The 14,151-nt window shown below is 70.9% G+C and carries 11 protein-coding genes; 3 read left to right on the top strand and 8 right to left on the bottom strand.

The features are described from left to right. Positions 1 to 8: 8 nt before the first annotated feature. The 5 genes from AB0I51_RS33995 to AB0I51_RS33975 form a co-directional block, all read right to left on the bottom strand. Complete coding sequence (locus tag AB0I51_RS33995; RefSeq protein WP_362981882.1) at positions 9 to 881, bottom strand: ABC transporter permease; 873 nt, start codon at positions 879 to 881, stop codon at positions 9 to 11. Further along, a complete protein-coding gene (locus tag AB0I51_RS33990; protein WP_362981880.1) occupies positions 878 to 2,209 on the bottom strand; it encodes an ABC transporter ATP-binding protein in 1,332 nt (443 codons plus the stop codon). Before AB0I51_RS33990 ends, AB0I51_RS33995 begins: the two co-directional genes overlap by 4 nt. Positions 2,210 to 2,334: 125 nt before the next feature. Then, a complete protein-coding gene (locus AB0I51_RS33985) occupies positions 2,335 to 3,105 on the bottom strand; it encodes an ABC transporter permease (RefSeq protein WP_362981878.1) in 771 nt (256 codons plus the stop codon). A 1-nt stretch (position 3,106) separates the two neighbouring features. Continuing rightward, positions 3,107 to 4,078, bottom strand: coding sequence for an ABC transporter ATP-binding protein (locus AB0I51_RS33980; RefSeq protein ID WP_362981876.1), 972 nt, complete (start codon positions 4,076 to 4,078; stop codon positions 3,107 to 3,109). Between the two features lie 9 nt (positions 4,079 to 4,087). Beyond that, a complete protein-coding gene (locus tag AB0I51_RS33975; protein ID WP_362981874.1) occupies positions 4,088 to 5,440 on the bottom strand; it encodes an MDR family MFS transporter in 1,353 nt (450 codons plus the stop codon). Between the two features lie 87 nt (positions 5,441 to 5,527). Here AB0I51_RS33975 and AB0I51_RS33970 point away from each other — a divergent pair, with 87 nt between their 5' ends. Then, positions 5,528 to 6,094 carry a TetR/AcrR family transcriptional regulator gene (locus tag AB0I51_RS33970; protein ID WP_362981872.1) on the top strand — a complete coding sequence of 189 codons (567 nt, stop codon included), beginning with the start codon at positions 5,528 to 5,530 and terminating at the stop codon, positions 6,092 to 6,094. A gap of 54 nt (positions 6,095 to 6,148) precedes the next feature. On the opposite strand, the gene AB0I51_RS33965 is transcribed toward AB0I51_RS33970, so the two are convergent. From AB0I51_RS33965 to mce, 3 genes are all read right to left on the bottom strand, one after another. Further along, a complete protein-coding gene (locus AB0I51_RS33965; protein ID WP_019073154.1) occupies positions 6,149 to 7,084 on the bottom strand; it encodes a cellulose-binding protein in 936 nt (311 codons plus the stop codon). Between the two features lie 193 nt (positions 7,085 to 7,277). Continuing rightward, positions 7,278 to 11,126, bottom strand: a complete 3,849-nt coding sequence (gene scy / locus AB0I51_RS33960; RefSeq protein WP_362981870.1) for a polarized growth protein Scy — start codon at positions 11,124 to 11,126, stop codon at positions 7,278 to 7,280. Positions 11,127 to 11,335: 209 nt separating this feature from the next. Next, a complete protein-coding gene (mce, locus tag AB0I51_RS33955; protein WP_033285428.1) occupies positions 11,336 to 11,776 on the bottom strand; it encodes a methylmalonyl-CoA epimerase in 441 nt (146 codons plus the stop codon). Positions 11,777 to 11,925: 149 nt separating this feature from the next. On the opposite strand from mce, the gene AB0I51_RS33950 reads away from it, so the two are divergent. Beyond that, positions 11,926 to 13,128 (top strand): acetyl-CoA C-acetyltransferase, encoded by a 1,203-nt coding sequence (locus tag AB0I51_RS33950; protein ID WP_362981868.1) that lies wholly within the window; start codon positions 11,926 to 11,928, stop codon positions 13,126 to 13,128. A 40-nt stretch (positions 13,129 to 13,168) separates the two neighbouring features. Continuing rightward, complete coding sequence (gene meaB / locus AB0I51_RS33945; protein WP_362981956.1) at positions 13,169 to 14,125, top strand: methylmalonyl Co-A mutase-associated GTPase MeaB; 957 nt, start codon at positions 13,169 to 13,171, stop codon at positions 14,123 to 14,125. The last annotated feature ends 26 nt before the right edge of the window (positions 14,126 to 14,151 follow it).

The raw sequence follows: 14,151 nt of genomic DNA, 5'->3' as shown, positions 1-14,151 counted from the left end.
GGTACTGGTCACACGTCCCGCTTCTCCAGCAGTGCGACGGCGCCCGCGAACGCGACGGCCGTCACCCCCACGATGATCCACAGCGGATCCCAGCCCGAAGGGCCGGACTCGCTGAGGGAGTTGGAGTAGAAGACGCTCAGCTGGTTCGGGATCGAGTACTCGAACAGCGCCTGCCGCACGTTCTCCAGGGACTGCGAGAACATGAACAGGGCGACGACCAGCGGGGCGAGCACGGCGCCGATCATGATGGTGATCGCGCCCGCGGAGTGCCGGATGATCGAGCCGACGATCAGCGAGAGCAGCCCGAGCAGCGCGACGTAGAGCGAGACCCCGACGGTCCCCTTCAGCCACTCGCCGGCGGACGGGTCCTTGGCACCGTTGTCCTTCAGCAGCGAGGCGTCCACGAAGGCGACGAACGACGTGGCCACCAGCGTCACCACGAACGCGACCGCGAAGAACACGATCGCCTTCGCCGCGAGCACGCGGGCCCGGCTCGGGCACGCCGTCATCGTCGTGCGGATCATGCCGGTGCCGTACTCGGAGGCCGTGGTCAGCACGCCGAGCGTGATGATGCACATGAGCCCGAGCAGCAGTCCGAAGAAGCCCAGGGAGAGCGGGTTCTCGCCATTCATCTCGGACGAGGAGTTGCTGACCACGACGGCGGCGAGCAGCCCGATGCCGAGCACCAGGACCACGAACACCCCGAGCGTCCAGATCGTCGAGCGCACCGACTTGATCTTCGTCCACTCGGAGGCCAGCGCATGCCCGAGATGCGTCCGCACCACGGGGATCGGCGAGGTGTACCCGCCGTACGAAGGACCGGCCGCCGCCCGCCAGTCGGGCACGGCTGCCTGCGGCGTCGGAAGCTGGGGCGTACTCATCGGGCGTCCTCGGGCTTGGTCGGGTCGGCGGCGGGGGCGGGGGAGGGCTCGGTGGAGGCGGGAGCGGCCGCAGCCGCGTCCACAGCCGGGGCGGCCGGAGCGGGGGCGGCGGCCGGGGCCTGAACCGCCGACGCACCCTGAGCCGGAGCCTGGGGCGGCTGTGGCGGCGCCTGCGGGGCCACGGGGGCCGGAGCCCCGTAGGGGCCCGGCGCACCCCCGCCGGGCGCCGCAGGAGCGGCATACGGGTTTGGCGCGCCGTAAGGATTCGCCGGCGGCTGCCCCATCGCGAACGGCTGCCCGCCCTGCGCCGGAGACGGCGGCGCGTACCAGCCCGGCTGGCCCTGCCCCGGCACCGGCATCGGCGGCTGCGCGCCCGGCGGCAGCGGCTGCATCAGACCGGCCTTCTGGTCGATCGTCGAGCGGTAGTCGACCGCGCCCTGCGTCATCCGCATGTACGCCTCCTCCAGCGAGGCCTGATGCGGGGACAGCTCCCACAGCCGTACGTCCGAGTCGTGCGCGATGTCGCTGATGCGGGGCAGCGGCAGCCCCGTGACACGCAGCCCGCCGTCCTGCTCGGGCAGCACATGGCCGCCCGCCTCGGTCAGTGCGGAGGTCAGCTTCTCGCGCAACTGGGGCTCGGTGTCCGGGGTGCGTACGCGCGCGAAGTCGGCGGAGTTGGCCGAGATGAAGTCCCGCACGCTCATGTCCGAGAGCAGCTGTCCGCGCCCGATCACGATCAGATGGTCCGCCGTCAGCGCCATCTCGCTCATCAGGTGCGAGGAGACGAAGACGGTACGGCCCTCCGCCGCGAGCGCCTTCATCAGGTTCCGCACCCAGAGGATGCCCTCGGGGTCGAGCCCGTTGACCGGCTCGTCGAAGAGCAGCACCTGCGGGTCGCCGAGCAGCGCGGCGGCGATGCCGAGCCGCTGGCCCATGCCGAGCGAGAAGCCCTTGGAGCGCTTTCTCACCACGTCCTGGAGGCCAACCACGCCGAGCACCTCGTCCACCCGCCGGGCCGGGATGCCCGAGAGCTGGGCCAGGCTCAGCAGATGGCTGCGGGCGCTCCGGCCGCCGTGGACGGCCTTGGCGTCGAGCAGGGCGCCGACCTGTCTGGGGGCGTTCGGCAGCTTGCGGTAGGGGAAGCCGCCGATCGTCACCTGTCCCGACGTGGGGTTGTCCAGGCCGAGGATCATGCGCATCGTCGTCGACTTGCCCGAGCCGTTGGGCCCGAGGAAACCGGTGACGGCACCGGGCCGCACCTGGAAGGAAAGGTTGTACACGGCGGTCTTGTCGCCGTAGTGCTTGGTCAGGCCGACAGCCTCGATCATGCTCCGCACCCATCGAAAGGATCAGGACAGCAGGGCACACGCCCCCGTAAGGGTTAGGAGGATATCGGGGCGCTGACGGTTCCGCTCAAGAGAAAGTAAAGCCGTGGCCGTGGCTGTGCCCCCGACTACGCGTCCCGCCGCTTCAACAGCACGTAGGCGCCGAGCAGCGCCGCCGCCACCCACAGCGCCATGATTGCGAACCCGCCCCAGGGCCCGTACGGCGCGGAGTCGTCCAGCGGTGTGACCACCTGCATGATCTTGCTGCCGGCCTGGTCGGGCAGGTACTGGCCGATCTTCTTCGTCGCGGAGACGTTGCCGAGGATGTTGGAGATCAGGAAGAAGAACGGCATCAGGATGCCCAGCGACAGCATCGGTGAGCGCAGCATCGAGGCGATGCCCATGGAGAACATCGCGATCAGGGTCATGTAGAGGCCGCCGCCGATCACCGCGCGCAGCACACCGGAGTCGCCGATCTCCGCCCTGTGGGAGCCGAGCATCGCCTGGCCGAGGAAGAACGTGACGAAGCTGGTCACCAGCCCGACGACGAGACAGAGCCCGGTGGCCACCGCGATCTTGCCGAACAGGAAGGTGCCGCGCTGCGGGACCGCCGCGAGCGAGGTGCGGATCATGCCGGTGCTGTACTCGTTCGACACGACGAGCACTCCGAACACGATCATCGCGAGCTGCCCGAGGCTCATCCCGGCGAAGCTGATGAAGGTCGGGTCGAAGGACAGCTTGTCCTTGGCGCTCATGTCGTCGAACTGGCTCTTCGACAGCGCCGAGATCAGCATGCCGAGCCCGATCGTCACCACCAGGGCGAGCGAGAGCGTCCACACCGTCGACGCCACGGAACGGATCTTGGTCCACTCCGACCGGATGACCTGGGTCACCGCCATGTCAGTCCTTCTTCCAGCCGTCGCCCCAGCCCTGCCGCTGCTCGGCAGGTGCGACGGGGAGTGGTGCGTCGGAATGCGCGTGGTACTCCACCGACTCCGCGGTCAACTGCATGAACGCCTCCTCCAGGGAGGCCTGTTGGGGACTCAGCTCGTGCAGCACGAGCTGGTGCTGCGCGGCCAGTTCGCCGATCTGCTCGGACTTGACGCCGTCCACCTCCAGGGTTCCGTTGCCGGATTCGACGACGGTGATCCCGGCCTGGTGCAGCACGTCGAGCAGCCGCTCGCGGTTCGGGGTGCGGATCCGGACGTAGGACCGCGAGTTCTGCTGGATGAAGTCGGCCATGGAGGTGTCCGCGAGGAGGCGGCCCTGTCCGATGACGACGAGGTGATCGGCCGTCAGCGCCATCTCGCTCATCAGGTGCGAGGAGACGAAGACCGTACGGCCTTGTGCGGCAAGGGACTTCATCAGGTTGCGGATCCAGTGGATGCCCTCGGGGTCGAGCCCGTTGACCGGCTCGTCGAACATCAGGATGCGGGGATCGCCGAGCAGCGCGCCCGCGATGCCGAGCCGCTGGCCCATGCCCAGGGAGAATCCCTTGGCCTTCTTCTTCGCCACGGTGGTGAGCCCGACGGTGTCGAGGACCTCGTGCACCCGGCTGTTCGGGATGCCGTTGCTCTGCGCGAGACACAGCAGATGGTTGAAGGCGCTGCGCCCGCCGTGCATGGCCTTGGCGTCGAGGAGCGCGCCGATGTACTTCAGCGGGTCCTTGAGCTGGTCGTAGTGCTGGCCGTCGATGCGCACGTCACCGGCGGTCGGCCGGTCGAGCCCGAGCATCATGCGCATGGTCGTCGACTTGCCGGCCCCGTTCGGGCCGAGGAAGCCCGTGACGATTCCGGGCCGGACGGCGAACGTGAGGTTGTTCACCGCCACCTTCTCGCCGTACCGCTTGGTCAGCCCCGAGAGCTCGATCATGCGGCCACGCTAAGACGGCAGTTCGGCGGATGCCACCCGAACGGGCAAACAGAGCCCGACGCCGCAGGCAACAACCGTGAACGCCGTCGCCCAGGCGAACGCGTGCGGGAACGCCGTGGTGCCGCTCCCGTGTACGAGAACCGTCGCCAGTACGGCGGTGCCGACGCCGCCGCCCAGCTGCTGCACGATCCGGATGCTGGTGCTGGCGTGCGGGATCCGGGCCCGGTCGAGCCCCTGGTAGGCGCCCACCATGACGGCCATGTTGGCAGCGCTCATCCCGAGCCCGCGCACGACCAGGGCGACGGCCAGCAGTGCGGCGCCCGGGTGGGGGAGGAGGAAGGGGACGGTGCCCAGCGCGCACAGCCCCATGCCCGACACCACGACCGGGCGGGGCCCGAGACGGTCGGTGAGCGGTCCGCTGGCCCGGGCCAGCAGACTGCCCAGTCCCTGCGGCGCCAGCAGCAGCCCGGCCGCGATCACGCCTTCGCCGCGCACCTGTTGGTAGTAGAGGGGGAGCAGGAACATCCCGCCGAAGAGGGCGAGCCCGCTCAGGAACGTCAGCGCCGAGGAGAGGGCGAAGGCGCGGTCCTGGAACAGCCGGAGGTCGACGAGGGGTTCACGGACGCGCAGCGCGTGCCGGGTGAACAGGGCGATCAGTACGGCGCCCGCCGGGATCGCGCCCGCCCGGGCGGCGCCGGTCTCGGACAGGCCGTAGACCAGGGTGGCGAGGCCGGGGGAGAGGAGCAGGAGGCCGGTCAGGTCCAGGTGGTGGTCGGGGCGGGGGGTGTCCTTCGGGACGCCGCGCCAGGCCAGGGCGAGGGCGAGGAGGCAGACGGGCAGGTTGACGTAGAAGATCCAGCGCCAGTTGAGGTGGCCGACGATCAGGCCGCCGAGGACCGGGCCGAGGATCGGTACGACCATGGCGGGCAAGGTGATCGCCCCCATCAGGCGGCCGAGGCCGCGGCCGCCGGCGGCGCGCATGACCAGGGTCTGCAGGACCGGCAGCAGCAGTCCGCCACCGATGCCCTGGAGGACGCGGAAGGCGATCAGCGAGCCGATGTTCCAGGCGAGCCCGCAGAGCAGGGATCCGGCTAGGAAGAGGAGCAGTGCGCCGAGCCAGACGCGTCGGGAGTCGAAGCGTTCGACGGCCCAGCCGGAGACCGGGACGACCGTGGCGAGGGCCAGGAGATACGCGGTGCTGACCCATTGCAGGCTCGCCGTCGAGGCGCCGAGGTCGTGGCCGAGGGTGTGCAGGGCGATGGAGACGATCGTGCTGTCGAGCAGTGGGGCGAGGGCGCCGAGAACGAGGATGCCGGCGAGTTTGCGGACGGCGGGGTCGAGGCGGGTCGTGGTGGTCGACATGGTTCCCCCTTTGGAGACGGTGCGTCTCTTAAGGGCACGATAGGGTGGACGGGATAGGAGACGCAAGGTCTCTTAAGGAGGTGGCCGGTGCCCGGTGACAGCACGCGGCGGCGCGGGGCCGCTCTGGAGGCCGACATCCTGGACGCCGTGTGGGAGGAGCTGGCCGAGGTCGGCTACGCCCGCCTCACCATGGAGGGCGTCGCGGCCCGCGCCCGCACCGGCAAACAGGTCCTCTACCGGCGCTGGGCCAACCGCGCCGAACTCGTCAAGGCGGCCATGCCGCGCCGCACCGGCTACCTCGCCGACCAACTGCCCGACACCGGGGACCTGCGTGAGGACGTGCTCGCCGTGCTGCGGCTGATGGTCGAGCGGCAGCGGGAGATCGGGCCCGACGTCATCCGGGGACTGCTCGCGGAGGCGCACGAGCTGGACCCGAAGGTGTTCGGGATCATGTACGACATCCTGCTGACCCTGCTTCGGCGGGCCGTCGCGCGCGGCGAGATCCCCACCGCCGACCTTCCCCCACGGGCCGTCACCGTCCCCGCCCAGCTGCTGCGCTACGAGATGATCCTGTCCCGCGACCCGGTCGCCGACTCCACCCTCGTCGGGATCGTCGACGACGTCTACCTGCCGTTGCTGCGCGGACACGGCTGAGGCCCGCACCCCTCGAAGGGAATGCGGGCCTCAGCCGTGCGAACTACCGCGTGACTACCGGGACTGCTGAGCCGGAACCCCACGGGAGATGGGCTCGTCCTCGACCGGCGAGCTCGCGGCGGCCACCGCGGCGCCGGTGAGCGTGGCGAGCATCTCGCGCACGTTCGTCAGCTGCGCGTTGATGCTGTCGCGGCGGTTGGTGAGGGCGGCCAGCTCGCGCTCGGACTCCGAACGGATGCGGTCGGCCTTGGCGTTCGCGTCGGCCACGATGTCCTCGGCCTGACGCTGAGCCGTCTCCACCGTCTGCCGGGCGCGGCGCTCGGCGTCCGTGCGCAGCTTCTCGGCCTCCAGCCGGAGCTGCTCCGCGCGGTGCTCGATCTCCGCGAGACGCTTCTCCGCCTTCTGCTGACGGGACGCCAGGTCGCGCTCGGACTGCTCGCGGCGCTTGGCGAGGTTCGTCTCGAAGTCGGCGGCGGCCTGCGCGGCCTTGGCGCGGGTCTCCTCGAAGAGGGCGTCGGCCTCCTCGCGCTTCGACTGGGCGTCCTTCTGGGCCTCGCCGCGCAGCTGAGAGGCGTCGCTCTTGGCCTTCTCGACGATCCGGACGCCCTCGTCCTCCGCCTTGGCCTTGCGCTCCGCAGCGAACGATTCTGCGTCGTTGCGGACCTGCTGCGCCGCGGACTCCGCGAGTTCGCGGTGCTGCTCGGCCGCGCGCCGGGCCTCCTCGCGCAGATCCTTGGCCTCTTCCTCGGCGAGGCGGAGGATCTTCTCGACCCGCGCGCCGAGGCCGGCGTACGACGGCTCCGCGTCGCTGACCTGGGCCTGGGCGTTCTGCGTTTCGAGGTGGAGCTCCTCGATGCGCTTTTCAAGAGCAGTGATACGAGCCAGAGCGCTGTCACGGTCGGAGACGAGCTTCGAGATGCGTTCGTCCACCTGAGCGCGGTCGTACCCACGCCGCACAAGCTCGAAGCCGTAGGGGGAAGTGTCGCTCATGGGGTTCCTGTCGAATGAGACCGGTGAGGTGATAGGTGGAATCCTAGGGGCCGAAGCGGTGTGTCATCGAGCGGATGCGTGTTTGATCTGGAGAATGACACCCCTTTTGAGTGGCTAACCGTCCGACCGCTTGCCAAAGACCGGGACAAAGGCACCAGAACGCCCGAACCTCACAGCAGGTTCTTAAGCTTCGCTAGCCTTCAACCGACTTGCCACCCGAACGAGTTGCGCCCGCGGCGGCGCCGGCCTTGACCGCGCCGTCCTTGGCCGCCGGCGGGGCCTCAAAAGACTCCAACGCCTCAAGGACGTCCTGGACACGGGAGATTTCGGCATTGATGTCCTCGCGGCGGCGGACCAGCACGTCGAGTTCGCGCTTGCCCTCCTCCACCGTGCGCCGGGCCTCACGGATCGCCTCCGCCTTCAGGTCCTCGGCCTCACGGATCAGCGTGGACTTCTTCTGCTCGGCCTCCTTGAGGAGACCCTCCGCCTTCTTCACCGCGGCGATACGGACCTTGCCCGCCTCGGAGTTGGCCTCCGAGACCAGCTCCTTGGCCTTCATCTGCGCCTTGCCGAGCTGCTCCTCGGCCGCCTTGATGAGCGCGTCGCAGCGGTCGCCGGCCGACCTCATCGTCTCCGCGGACTCACGGCGGGCCCGCTCGTGCAGACTCTCGATCTCGTTCGTGATGCGGTCGCGCAGCTCCTCGGCCCGCTCCCTTATGGCGGTGGCGTCCCGGCGCGCGCCGACCAGCAGCTCGTCCGCGTCCGTACGGGCCTGCTCCACCAGGGAGTTGCCCTCGACGGTGCTCTCGGACACCAGCCGCTCCGCCTCCTTGCGGGCCGCGCCCACCATGGAGTCGGCCTGCGCCTCGGCGTCCGCCGTGGTCTTCTGCGCCTGCTGCTGCGCCTCGCTGAGAAGTTTGTCGGCCTCGGCCGCGGTCTCCGTGATGAGCGTGTCGACCTGCTCGGCGACGTCCGAGCGGCGCTTGTTGGCCTCCTTGCGGGCCTCGTCCAGAGTCCGCTCGGACTCCTCGCGCGCCGCGGTGGTGACCCGCTCGGCCTCCGCCTCCGCGTCCGCTCGCAGCCGCGCGGCCTCGGCCCGGGTCCGCTCGGCGTGCAGCTGCGCGGCCCCGACCGTCTCGGCGGCCTCGGCACGCAGCCGCTCCGCGTCCCCGGTCGCGTCCGAGATCAGCTTCTCGGCCTTGGCCACAGCCTCCGAACGCACCCGCTCGGCCTCGTTGGCCGTCTCCGTCTGGAGCCGCTCCGCCTCCGCCGTCACCTCGGTGATGAGGGTGTCGGCCTGCGTCGCCGCGTCCGAACGGATCCGGTTGGCGTCCTCGCGGGCGTCCGCCCGGGCCCGCGCCGCGTCCTGGTCGGCCTGCGCGATCGCGTCCGCCGCCTCCGTGCGCCCCCGCTGGAGGTGCTCGGCGGACTCCGAACGCATCCGCTCGGCCTCCGCGATCGCCTCCGCGACGGTGCGCTCCGCAAGAGCCTTGGCGGCGTCGGTCTCCTCGCCGGCCACACGCCGGATGCGGTTGGCGTCCTCGGTGGCCCGCTCCCGCTCGCTGTAGGCGTCGGCGCGGACCCGGTCCGCCTCCTCCTGCGCCTCGCGCCTGACCCGGTCCGCGACATGCTCGGCGGCCGACCGCAGCCCCTGGATCTCCTCCTGGGCCTGCTCGTGCAGCCCGGCCACGGACTCCCGTACCTGCTGGGCGTGCTGCTCGGCGCCCGACACCATCTCGGTGGCGCGCCGGTCGGCCTCCTCGACCAGCCGGACCGCCTCGGCCTGCGCCTCCTCCACCCGGTTGCGGGCGGAGGCGAGCAGCTCCTCGCTCTGCTCGCGGGCCCGCTCGCGCTCCTGCCCGGCCTCCTCGCGGGCCGACCCGAGCAGCTCCTCGGCCTCCCGGCGACGCCGTACGGCCTCCTCCTGGGCGGCGGCCAGCGTCTCCGACGCCTCGATGGCCAGCCGCTCGGCGGCGGCCTGCGCCTCCGCGCGGACCCGGTCGGCGGTGTCCTGCGCCTCGGTCTTGAGCCGCTCGGCCTCGGCGGACGCCTCCGACCGCAGTCGTACGGCGATGGCCTCGCCCTCGGCGCGGGAGGCGGACGCGTCGGCGGCTGCCTCGTTGCGCAGCCGGTCGGCCTCCGCCTCGGCCTGAGCCTGGAGGGAGCGGATGCGGTCGGCGGCCTCGCCGCGCAGGCGCTCTGTCTCCTCGGTGGCCTCGCGGCGGATCCGCTCGGCCTCCTCGCGGGCGTCGGTCAGGGCCTGTTCGGCCGCGGCGAGCCGCTCCTCGGTCTCGTTGTGCAGCCGCGTCAGGCCCTCGGCGGCCTCCTCGCGGCGCGCCTCTATGGCCCGCTCGGTCTCGTCGCGCAGATCGCGCGCGGCCTGCTCGGCGTCCGCCTTGATGCCCTCGGACTGCTCGATGACCTCCGCGCGGTGCCGCTCGGCCTCCTTGCGGGTGCGGTCGAGGGTCTCCTCGGCCTGCCGGCGCAGGGTGGTGGCGCGCTCGATGGCCTCGGTGCGGACCTTCTCGCTGTCCGTGGTCGCGGTCTGGCGCAGCTCGTCGGCGTCCGCCCGGGCCTTGGACAGCAGCTCCTCGGCGGTCCTGGCCGCCTCCTCGATCTGCTGGACGGCCTCGCGGCGGGCCTCGGCGCGGATGCGCTCGCCCTCGCCGACCGCGTCGGCGCGCAGCTGCTCGGCCTCGCCGCGCAGCCGGCGCGCCTCCTCCTGCAGCTCGACCGTCTTGGCCCGGTACTCCTTGGTGTCGTCCTTCGCCGCGCCCTTGAGTCCTTCGGCGATGTCGTGCGCCTGGGCGCGCAGCCGGTCGGCCTCGGCCTCCGCCTCGGAGCGGATCCGCTCGGCCTCCTCGGCGGCGGCCTTCGTGGTGTTCTTGGCGTCCTCGGACGCCTTGTCGAGGACGTCCTCGGCGGTCCGGGCGGCCTTGGCGAGCTGGGAGGCGGTCTCCTCGGCGGTGAGGCTGCGGGCGTTCTCCTCGGCCTCCGCGATGATCTTCTCGGCCTTGGCCTTGGCCTCGGCGACGACCTGGTCGGCGTCCGCCTTGGTGGTCTCGGCCTCCTTGGTGGCCTCGGTGACCAGCCGGGCGACCTGTTCCTTCGCGGTCCGGGTGCGCTGCTCGTTGGCCGACTCGGCGCTCGCGAGGGCCTTGGCCGCGGCCTCCTTGGCCTCGGTGAGGACCTTCTCGGCCTCCATGCGCGCTTCGCGCAGTGAGGTTTCGGCCTCGGCCATCCGCAGCTCGGCGGCCCGGCTCATCTCGGTGGCCTGGCGGCGGGCGGAATCCGACTCGTTGACCGTGGAGCTGCGCAGCTGCTCGGCGTGGTCGGTGGCTTCCTGGGCCTGGCTGGAGGCGGCGTTCAGCAGGCGTTCGGCGTCCGTGCGGGCGCGCCGCAGCAGTGCCTCGGCCTCCGAGCGGGCGGCCTCGGCGTCCATCTCCAGCCGCTGCCGGGCCTCGGCTGCGACCCGCTCGGCCTCGGCGCGGGCGGCGGCCAGGGCCTGCTCGGCCTCGGCGCGGGACTCCTCGACGAGCCGGCGGGCCTGCGCCTCGGAGCGGGCGCGCAGCTGCTCGGCCCACGCCACGTTCTCGTTGACGTGCGACTCGACGGTCTGCCGGCGCTCGCCCAGCTCCTGGTCGAGCTGCTGGCGCCGGGTCACGGCCTCCTGGTGCAGCTCGGCCTGGAGGCGGGCCGCGTTCTCCGCGTGTTCCTGGAGGATGCGCTGGGTCTGCGCGCGGGCCTGGCTGAGCTCCCGCTCGGCGTCCTGGCGCAGCTGGTCGGCCTGGATCTGGGCATTGCGGAGCATCTGCTCGGCCTGGTAGCCGATGTCGCCGCCCTCGTACGCGGGCCGGGACATGAGGGTGCGGCGCGCCTCGTGGAGCTTGGCGCGCAACACCTCGACCTGGTAGCCGAGGTCCTCGGCATGCTGGATCGCCTTTTCCCGCTCGGTCTTCAGCCGCTCCATCTCGGCCTCGAACCGAGAGAGGTGGTCGACGTCAGCCGCCGGCTCTCGCTCCTGGCGTTCGTAGCCCCGCACTGCGCGGTCCCATCCGTCCCCTGGTCGCGGTTTACTCCAACGAGCTCCGTCCATCCGCCGAACGGTGCTCCCGGGGAATGGTGTCAGATCAACGGCGGAGCACGGGCTGCTGCCCCGACGCTCGCCCCCCGAAACCGGACCCCGGCATGCCGTTGCCCTGGTTGCGAGCGACGACCGACCCCAACCCTACCGGCCCATATGTACGAGGGTCAGTGCTCAGGTGACTCAACAGGCGCCGAAGTGACCAGTTCTGTCAGTACGCCATGGCAATCCTTTGGGTGCAGGAACGTGATCCGTGACCCCATGGAGCCGCGCCGGGGCTCCTCGTAGAGAACGCGCACGCCCTTCCCCCGGATGTCCTCCGAGTCCGTGTCGACGTCGGCCGTGCCGAAGGCGATGTGGTGGACCCCCTCCCCGTTCTTGGCCAGCCACTTGCCCACGGCGGAGTCCTCGCGGGTGGGTTCGAGGAGCTGGAGGTAGGAGGCGCCGCCGTCGTCCGTGTTGTTGATCTTCAACATGGCCTCGCGTACGCCCTGTTCCTCGTTGACCTCGGAGTGGAACACCTCGAAGCCGTACGTGGCCCGGTAGAACTCGACTGTCTTGTCGAGGTCGAAGCAGGCGATCCCGATGTGGTCGATTCGCGTCAGCATGTATGTAGTGCAGCGCTCGCCGGGTGGTTACGCAACGTGCGCGCGATCACACCGACGGCCCGATGACGGAGTGGTCTACCGCTCAGTACATTTCAAGTAAACCCTCGTTCACTCCTCAGCTGAAACACGCTGGAAGGGGATCGCACCTCATGTCTGGAACGAACAGCACGACCTCGGTGATCGTCGCGGGCGCCCGGACGCCCATGGGACGGTTGCTGGGCTCCCTGAAGACCTTCTCCGGAGCCGACCTCGGCGGCTTCGCGATCAAGGCCGCCCTCGACCGTGCGGGTATCGGTGGCGACCAGGTGCAGTACGTGATCATGGGCCAGGTGCTCCAGGCCGGGGCAGGGCAGATCCCGGCACGCCAGGCCGCCGTCAAGGCGGGCATCCCCATGAGCGTCCCCGCGCTCACCATCAACAAGGTCTGTCTCTCGGGCCTCGACGCCATCGCGCTCGCCGACCAGCTCATCCGTGCAGGTGAGTTCGAGATCGTCGTCGCGGGCGGCCAGGAGTCCATGACCAACGCCCCCCACCTGCTTCCCAAGTCCCGCGAGGGCCACAAGTACGGCGCGATCGAGATGCTCGACGCGATGGCCCACGACGGCCTGACCGACGCCTTCGAGAACATCGCCATGGGCGAGTCCACGGAGAAGCACAACACGCGCCTCGGCATCGCCCGCCCGGAGCAGGACGAGGTCGCCGCCCTGTCCCACCAGCGGGCCGCGGCAGCGCAGCAGAACGGTGTCTTCGAAGCGGAGATCACCCCGATCGAGATCCCCCAGCGCAAGGGCGAGCCGGTCGTCTTCAGCAAGGACGAGGGCATCCGCGCGGAGACCACGGTCGAATCGCTCGGCAAGCTGCGCCCCGCGTTCAGCAAGGACGGCACGATCACCGCGGGCACCTCCTCGCAGATCTCGGACGGTGCGGCGGCCGTGGTCGTGATGAGCAAGACCAAGGCGCAGGAGCTGGGCCTCCAGTGGATCGCCGAGATCGGCGCCCACGGCAATGTGGCGGGACCCGACAACTCGCTCCAGTCACAGCCCTCCAACGCGATCCTGCACGCCCTCAAGAAGGAGGGCCTGGAGGTCGAGGACCTCGACCTGATCGAGATCAACGAGGCCTTCGCCGCCGTCGCGGTGCAGTCAATGAAGGACCTCGGGGTGTCCACGGAAAAGGTGAACGTCAACGGCGGAGCCATCGCCCTGGGCCACCCCATCGGCATGTCCGGCGCCCGTCTCGTGCTGCACCTGGCCCTGGAGCTCAAGCGGCGCGGCGGCGGAGTCGGCGCGGCGGCACTGTGCGGCGGCGGCGGTCAGGGTGACGCGCTCATCGTGCGGGTGCCCAAGGCCTGAGCAGTACTTTTCCGCATTTCTGCAAGGGAACGGAGCCGTGATGCAGGACGTCGCCTCGCTGGTGGCCCAGGCCAGGGAAGGCCGGCCGCGGGCCGTGGCCCGGCTGATCTCCCTGGTGGAGGGGGCGTCCCCCCAGCTCAGGGAGGTCATGGCGGCCCTGGCGCCGCTGACCGGCGGGGCGTATGTCGTGGGCCTCACGGGATCACCGGGCGTAGGCAAGTCGACCTCGACGTCCGCGCTGGTCACGGCGTACCGCAAGCAGGGCAGGCGGGTCGGCGTCCTGGCCGTCGACCCGTCCTCGCCGTTCTCGGGCGGCGCCCTGCTCGGCGACCGGGTCCGGATGTCGGACCACTCCTCCGACCCCGGCGTCTACATCCGCTCGATGGCCACCCGCGGCCACCTCGGCGGCCTCGCCTGGTCGGCCCCGCAGGCGATCCGCGTCCTGGACGCGGCGGGCTGCGAAGTGATCCTGGTGGAGACGGTCGGGGTAGGCCAGTCGGAGGTCGAGATCGCCTCCCAGGCCGACACCAGCGTGGTGTTGCTGGCGCCGGGAATGGGCGACGGCATCCAGGCGGCGAAGGCCGGAATCCTGGAGATCGGCGATGTCTATGTCGTCAACAAGGCCGACCGCGACGGCGCCGACGCGACCGCCCGCGAGCTGAACCACATGCTCGGCCTCGGCGAGTCCCGAGGTCCCGGCGACTGGCGCCCCCCGATCGTCAAGACGGTCGCCTCGCGCTCCGAGGGCATCGACGAGGTCGTGGAGGCCCTGGAGAAACACCGGGCATGGATGGAGGAACACGGCGTCCTGGCGGAACGCCGGGCGGCGCGGGCGGTCCGCGAGATCGAGACGATCGCGGTCACCGCCCTGCGCGCCCGCATCGGCGACCTGCACGGAGACCGCCGCGTCGGCGCGCTCGCGGAGCGGGTGGTGGCGGGGGAGCTGGACGCGTACCGCGCGGCGGACGAGCTGATCGCGGGGATCACGGAGAGCTGACGCGATGGTCAACGGCCATGCCTCGT

The sequence above is a fragment of the Streptomyces sp. NPDC050549 genome, assembly GCF_040655035.1.
Taxonomy (GTDB): Bacteria; Actinomycetota; Actinomycetes; order Streptomycetales; family Streptomycetaceae; genus Streptomyces.
The sequence above is the reverse complement of the archived record's forward strand: the minus strand, read 5'-3'. Positions and strand labels throughout refer to the sequence as shown.

What these genes read in the sequence shown, in the direction of transcription:
- AB0I51_RS33995 (WP_362981882.1), bottom strand. Translation starts at nt 881, where the DNA reads ATGAGTACGCCCCAGCTTCCGACGCCGCAGGCAGCCGTGCCCGACTGG.
- AB0I51_RS33990 (WP_362981880.1), bottom strand. Translation starts at nt 2,209, where the DNA reads ATGATCGAGGCTGTCGGCCTGACCAAGCACTACGGCGACAAGACCGCC.
- AB0I51_RS33985 (WP_362981878.1), bottom strand. Translation starts at nt 3,105, where the DNA reads ATGGCGGTGACCCAGGTCATCCGGTCGGAGTGGACCAAGATCCGTTCC.
- AB0I51_RS33980 (WP_362981876.1), bottom strand. Translation starts at nt 4,078, where the DNA reads ATGATCGAGCTCTCGGGGCTGACCAAGCGGTACGGCGAGAAGGTGGCG.
- AB0I51_RS33975 (WP_362981874.1), bottom strand. Translation starts at nt 5,440, where the DNA reads ATGTCGACCACCACGACCCGCCTCGACCCCGCCGTCCGCAAACTCGCC.
- AB0I51_RS33965 (WP_019073154.1), bottom strand. Translation starts at nt 7,084, where the DNA reads ATGAGCGACACTTCCCCCTACGGCTTCGAGCTTGTGCGGCGTGGGTAC.
- mce (WP_033285428.1), bottom strand. Translation starts at nt 11,776, where the DNA reads ATGCTGACGCGAATCGACCACATCGGGATCGCCTGCTTCGACCTCGAC.
- AB0I51_RS33950 (WP_362981868.1), top strand. Translation starts at nt 11,926, where the DNA reads ATGTCTGGAACGAACAGCACGACCTCGGTGATCGTCGCGGGCGCCCGG.
- meaB (WP_362981956.1), top strand. Translation starts at nt 13,169, where the DNA reads ATGCAGGACGTCGCCTCGCTGGTGGCCCAGGCCAGGGAAGGCCGGCCG.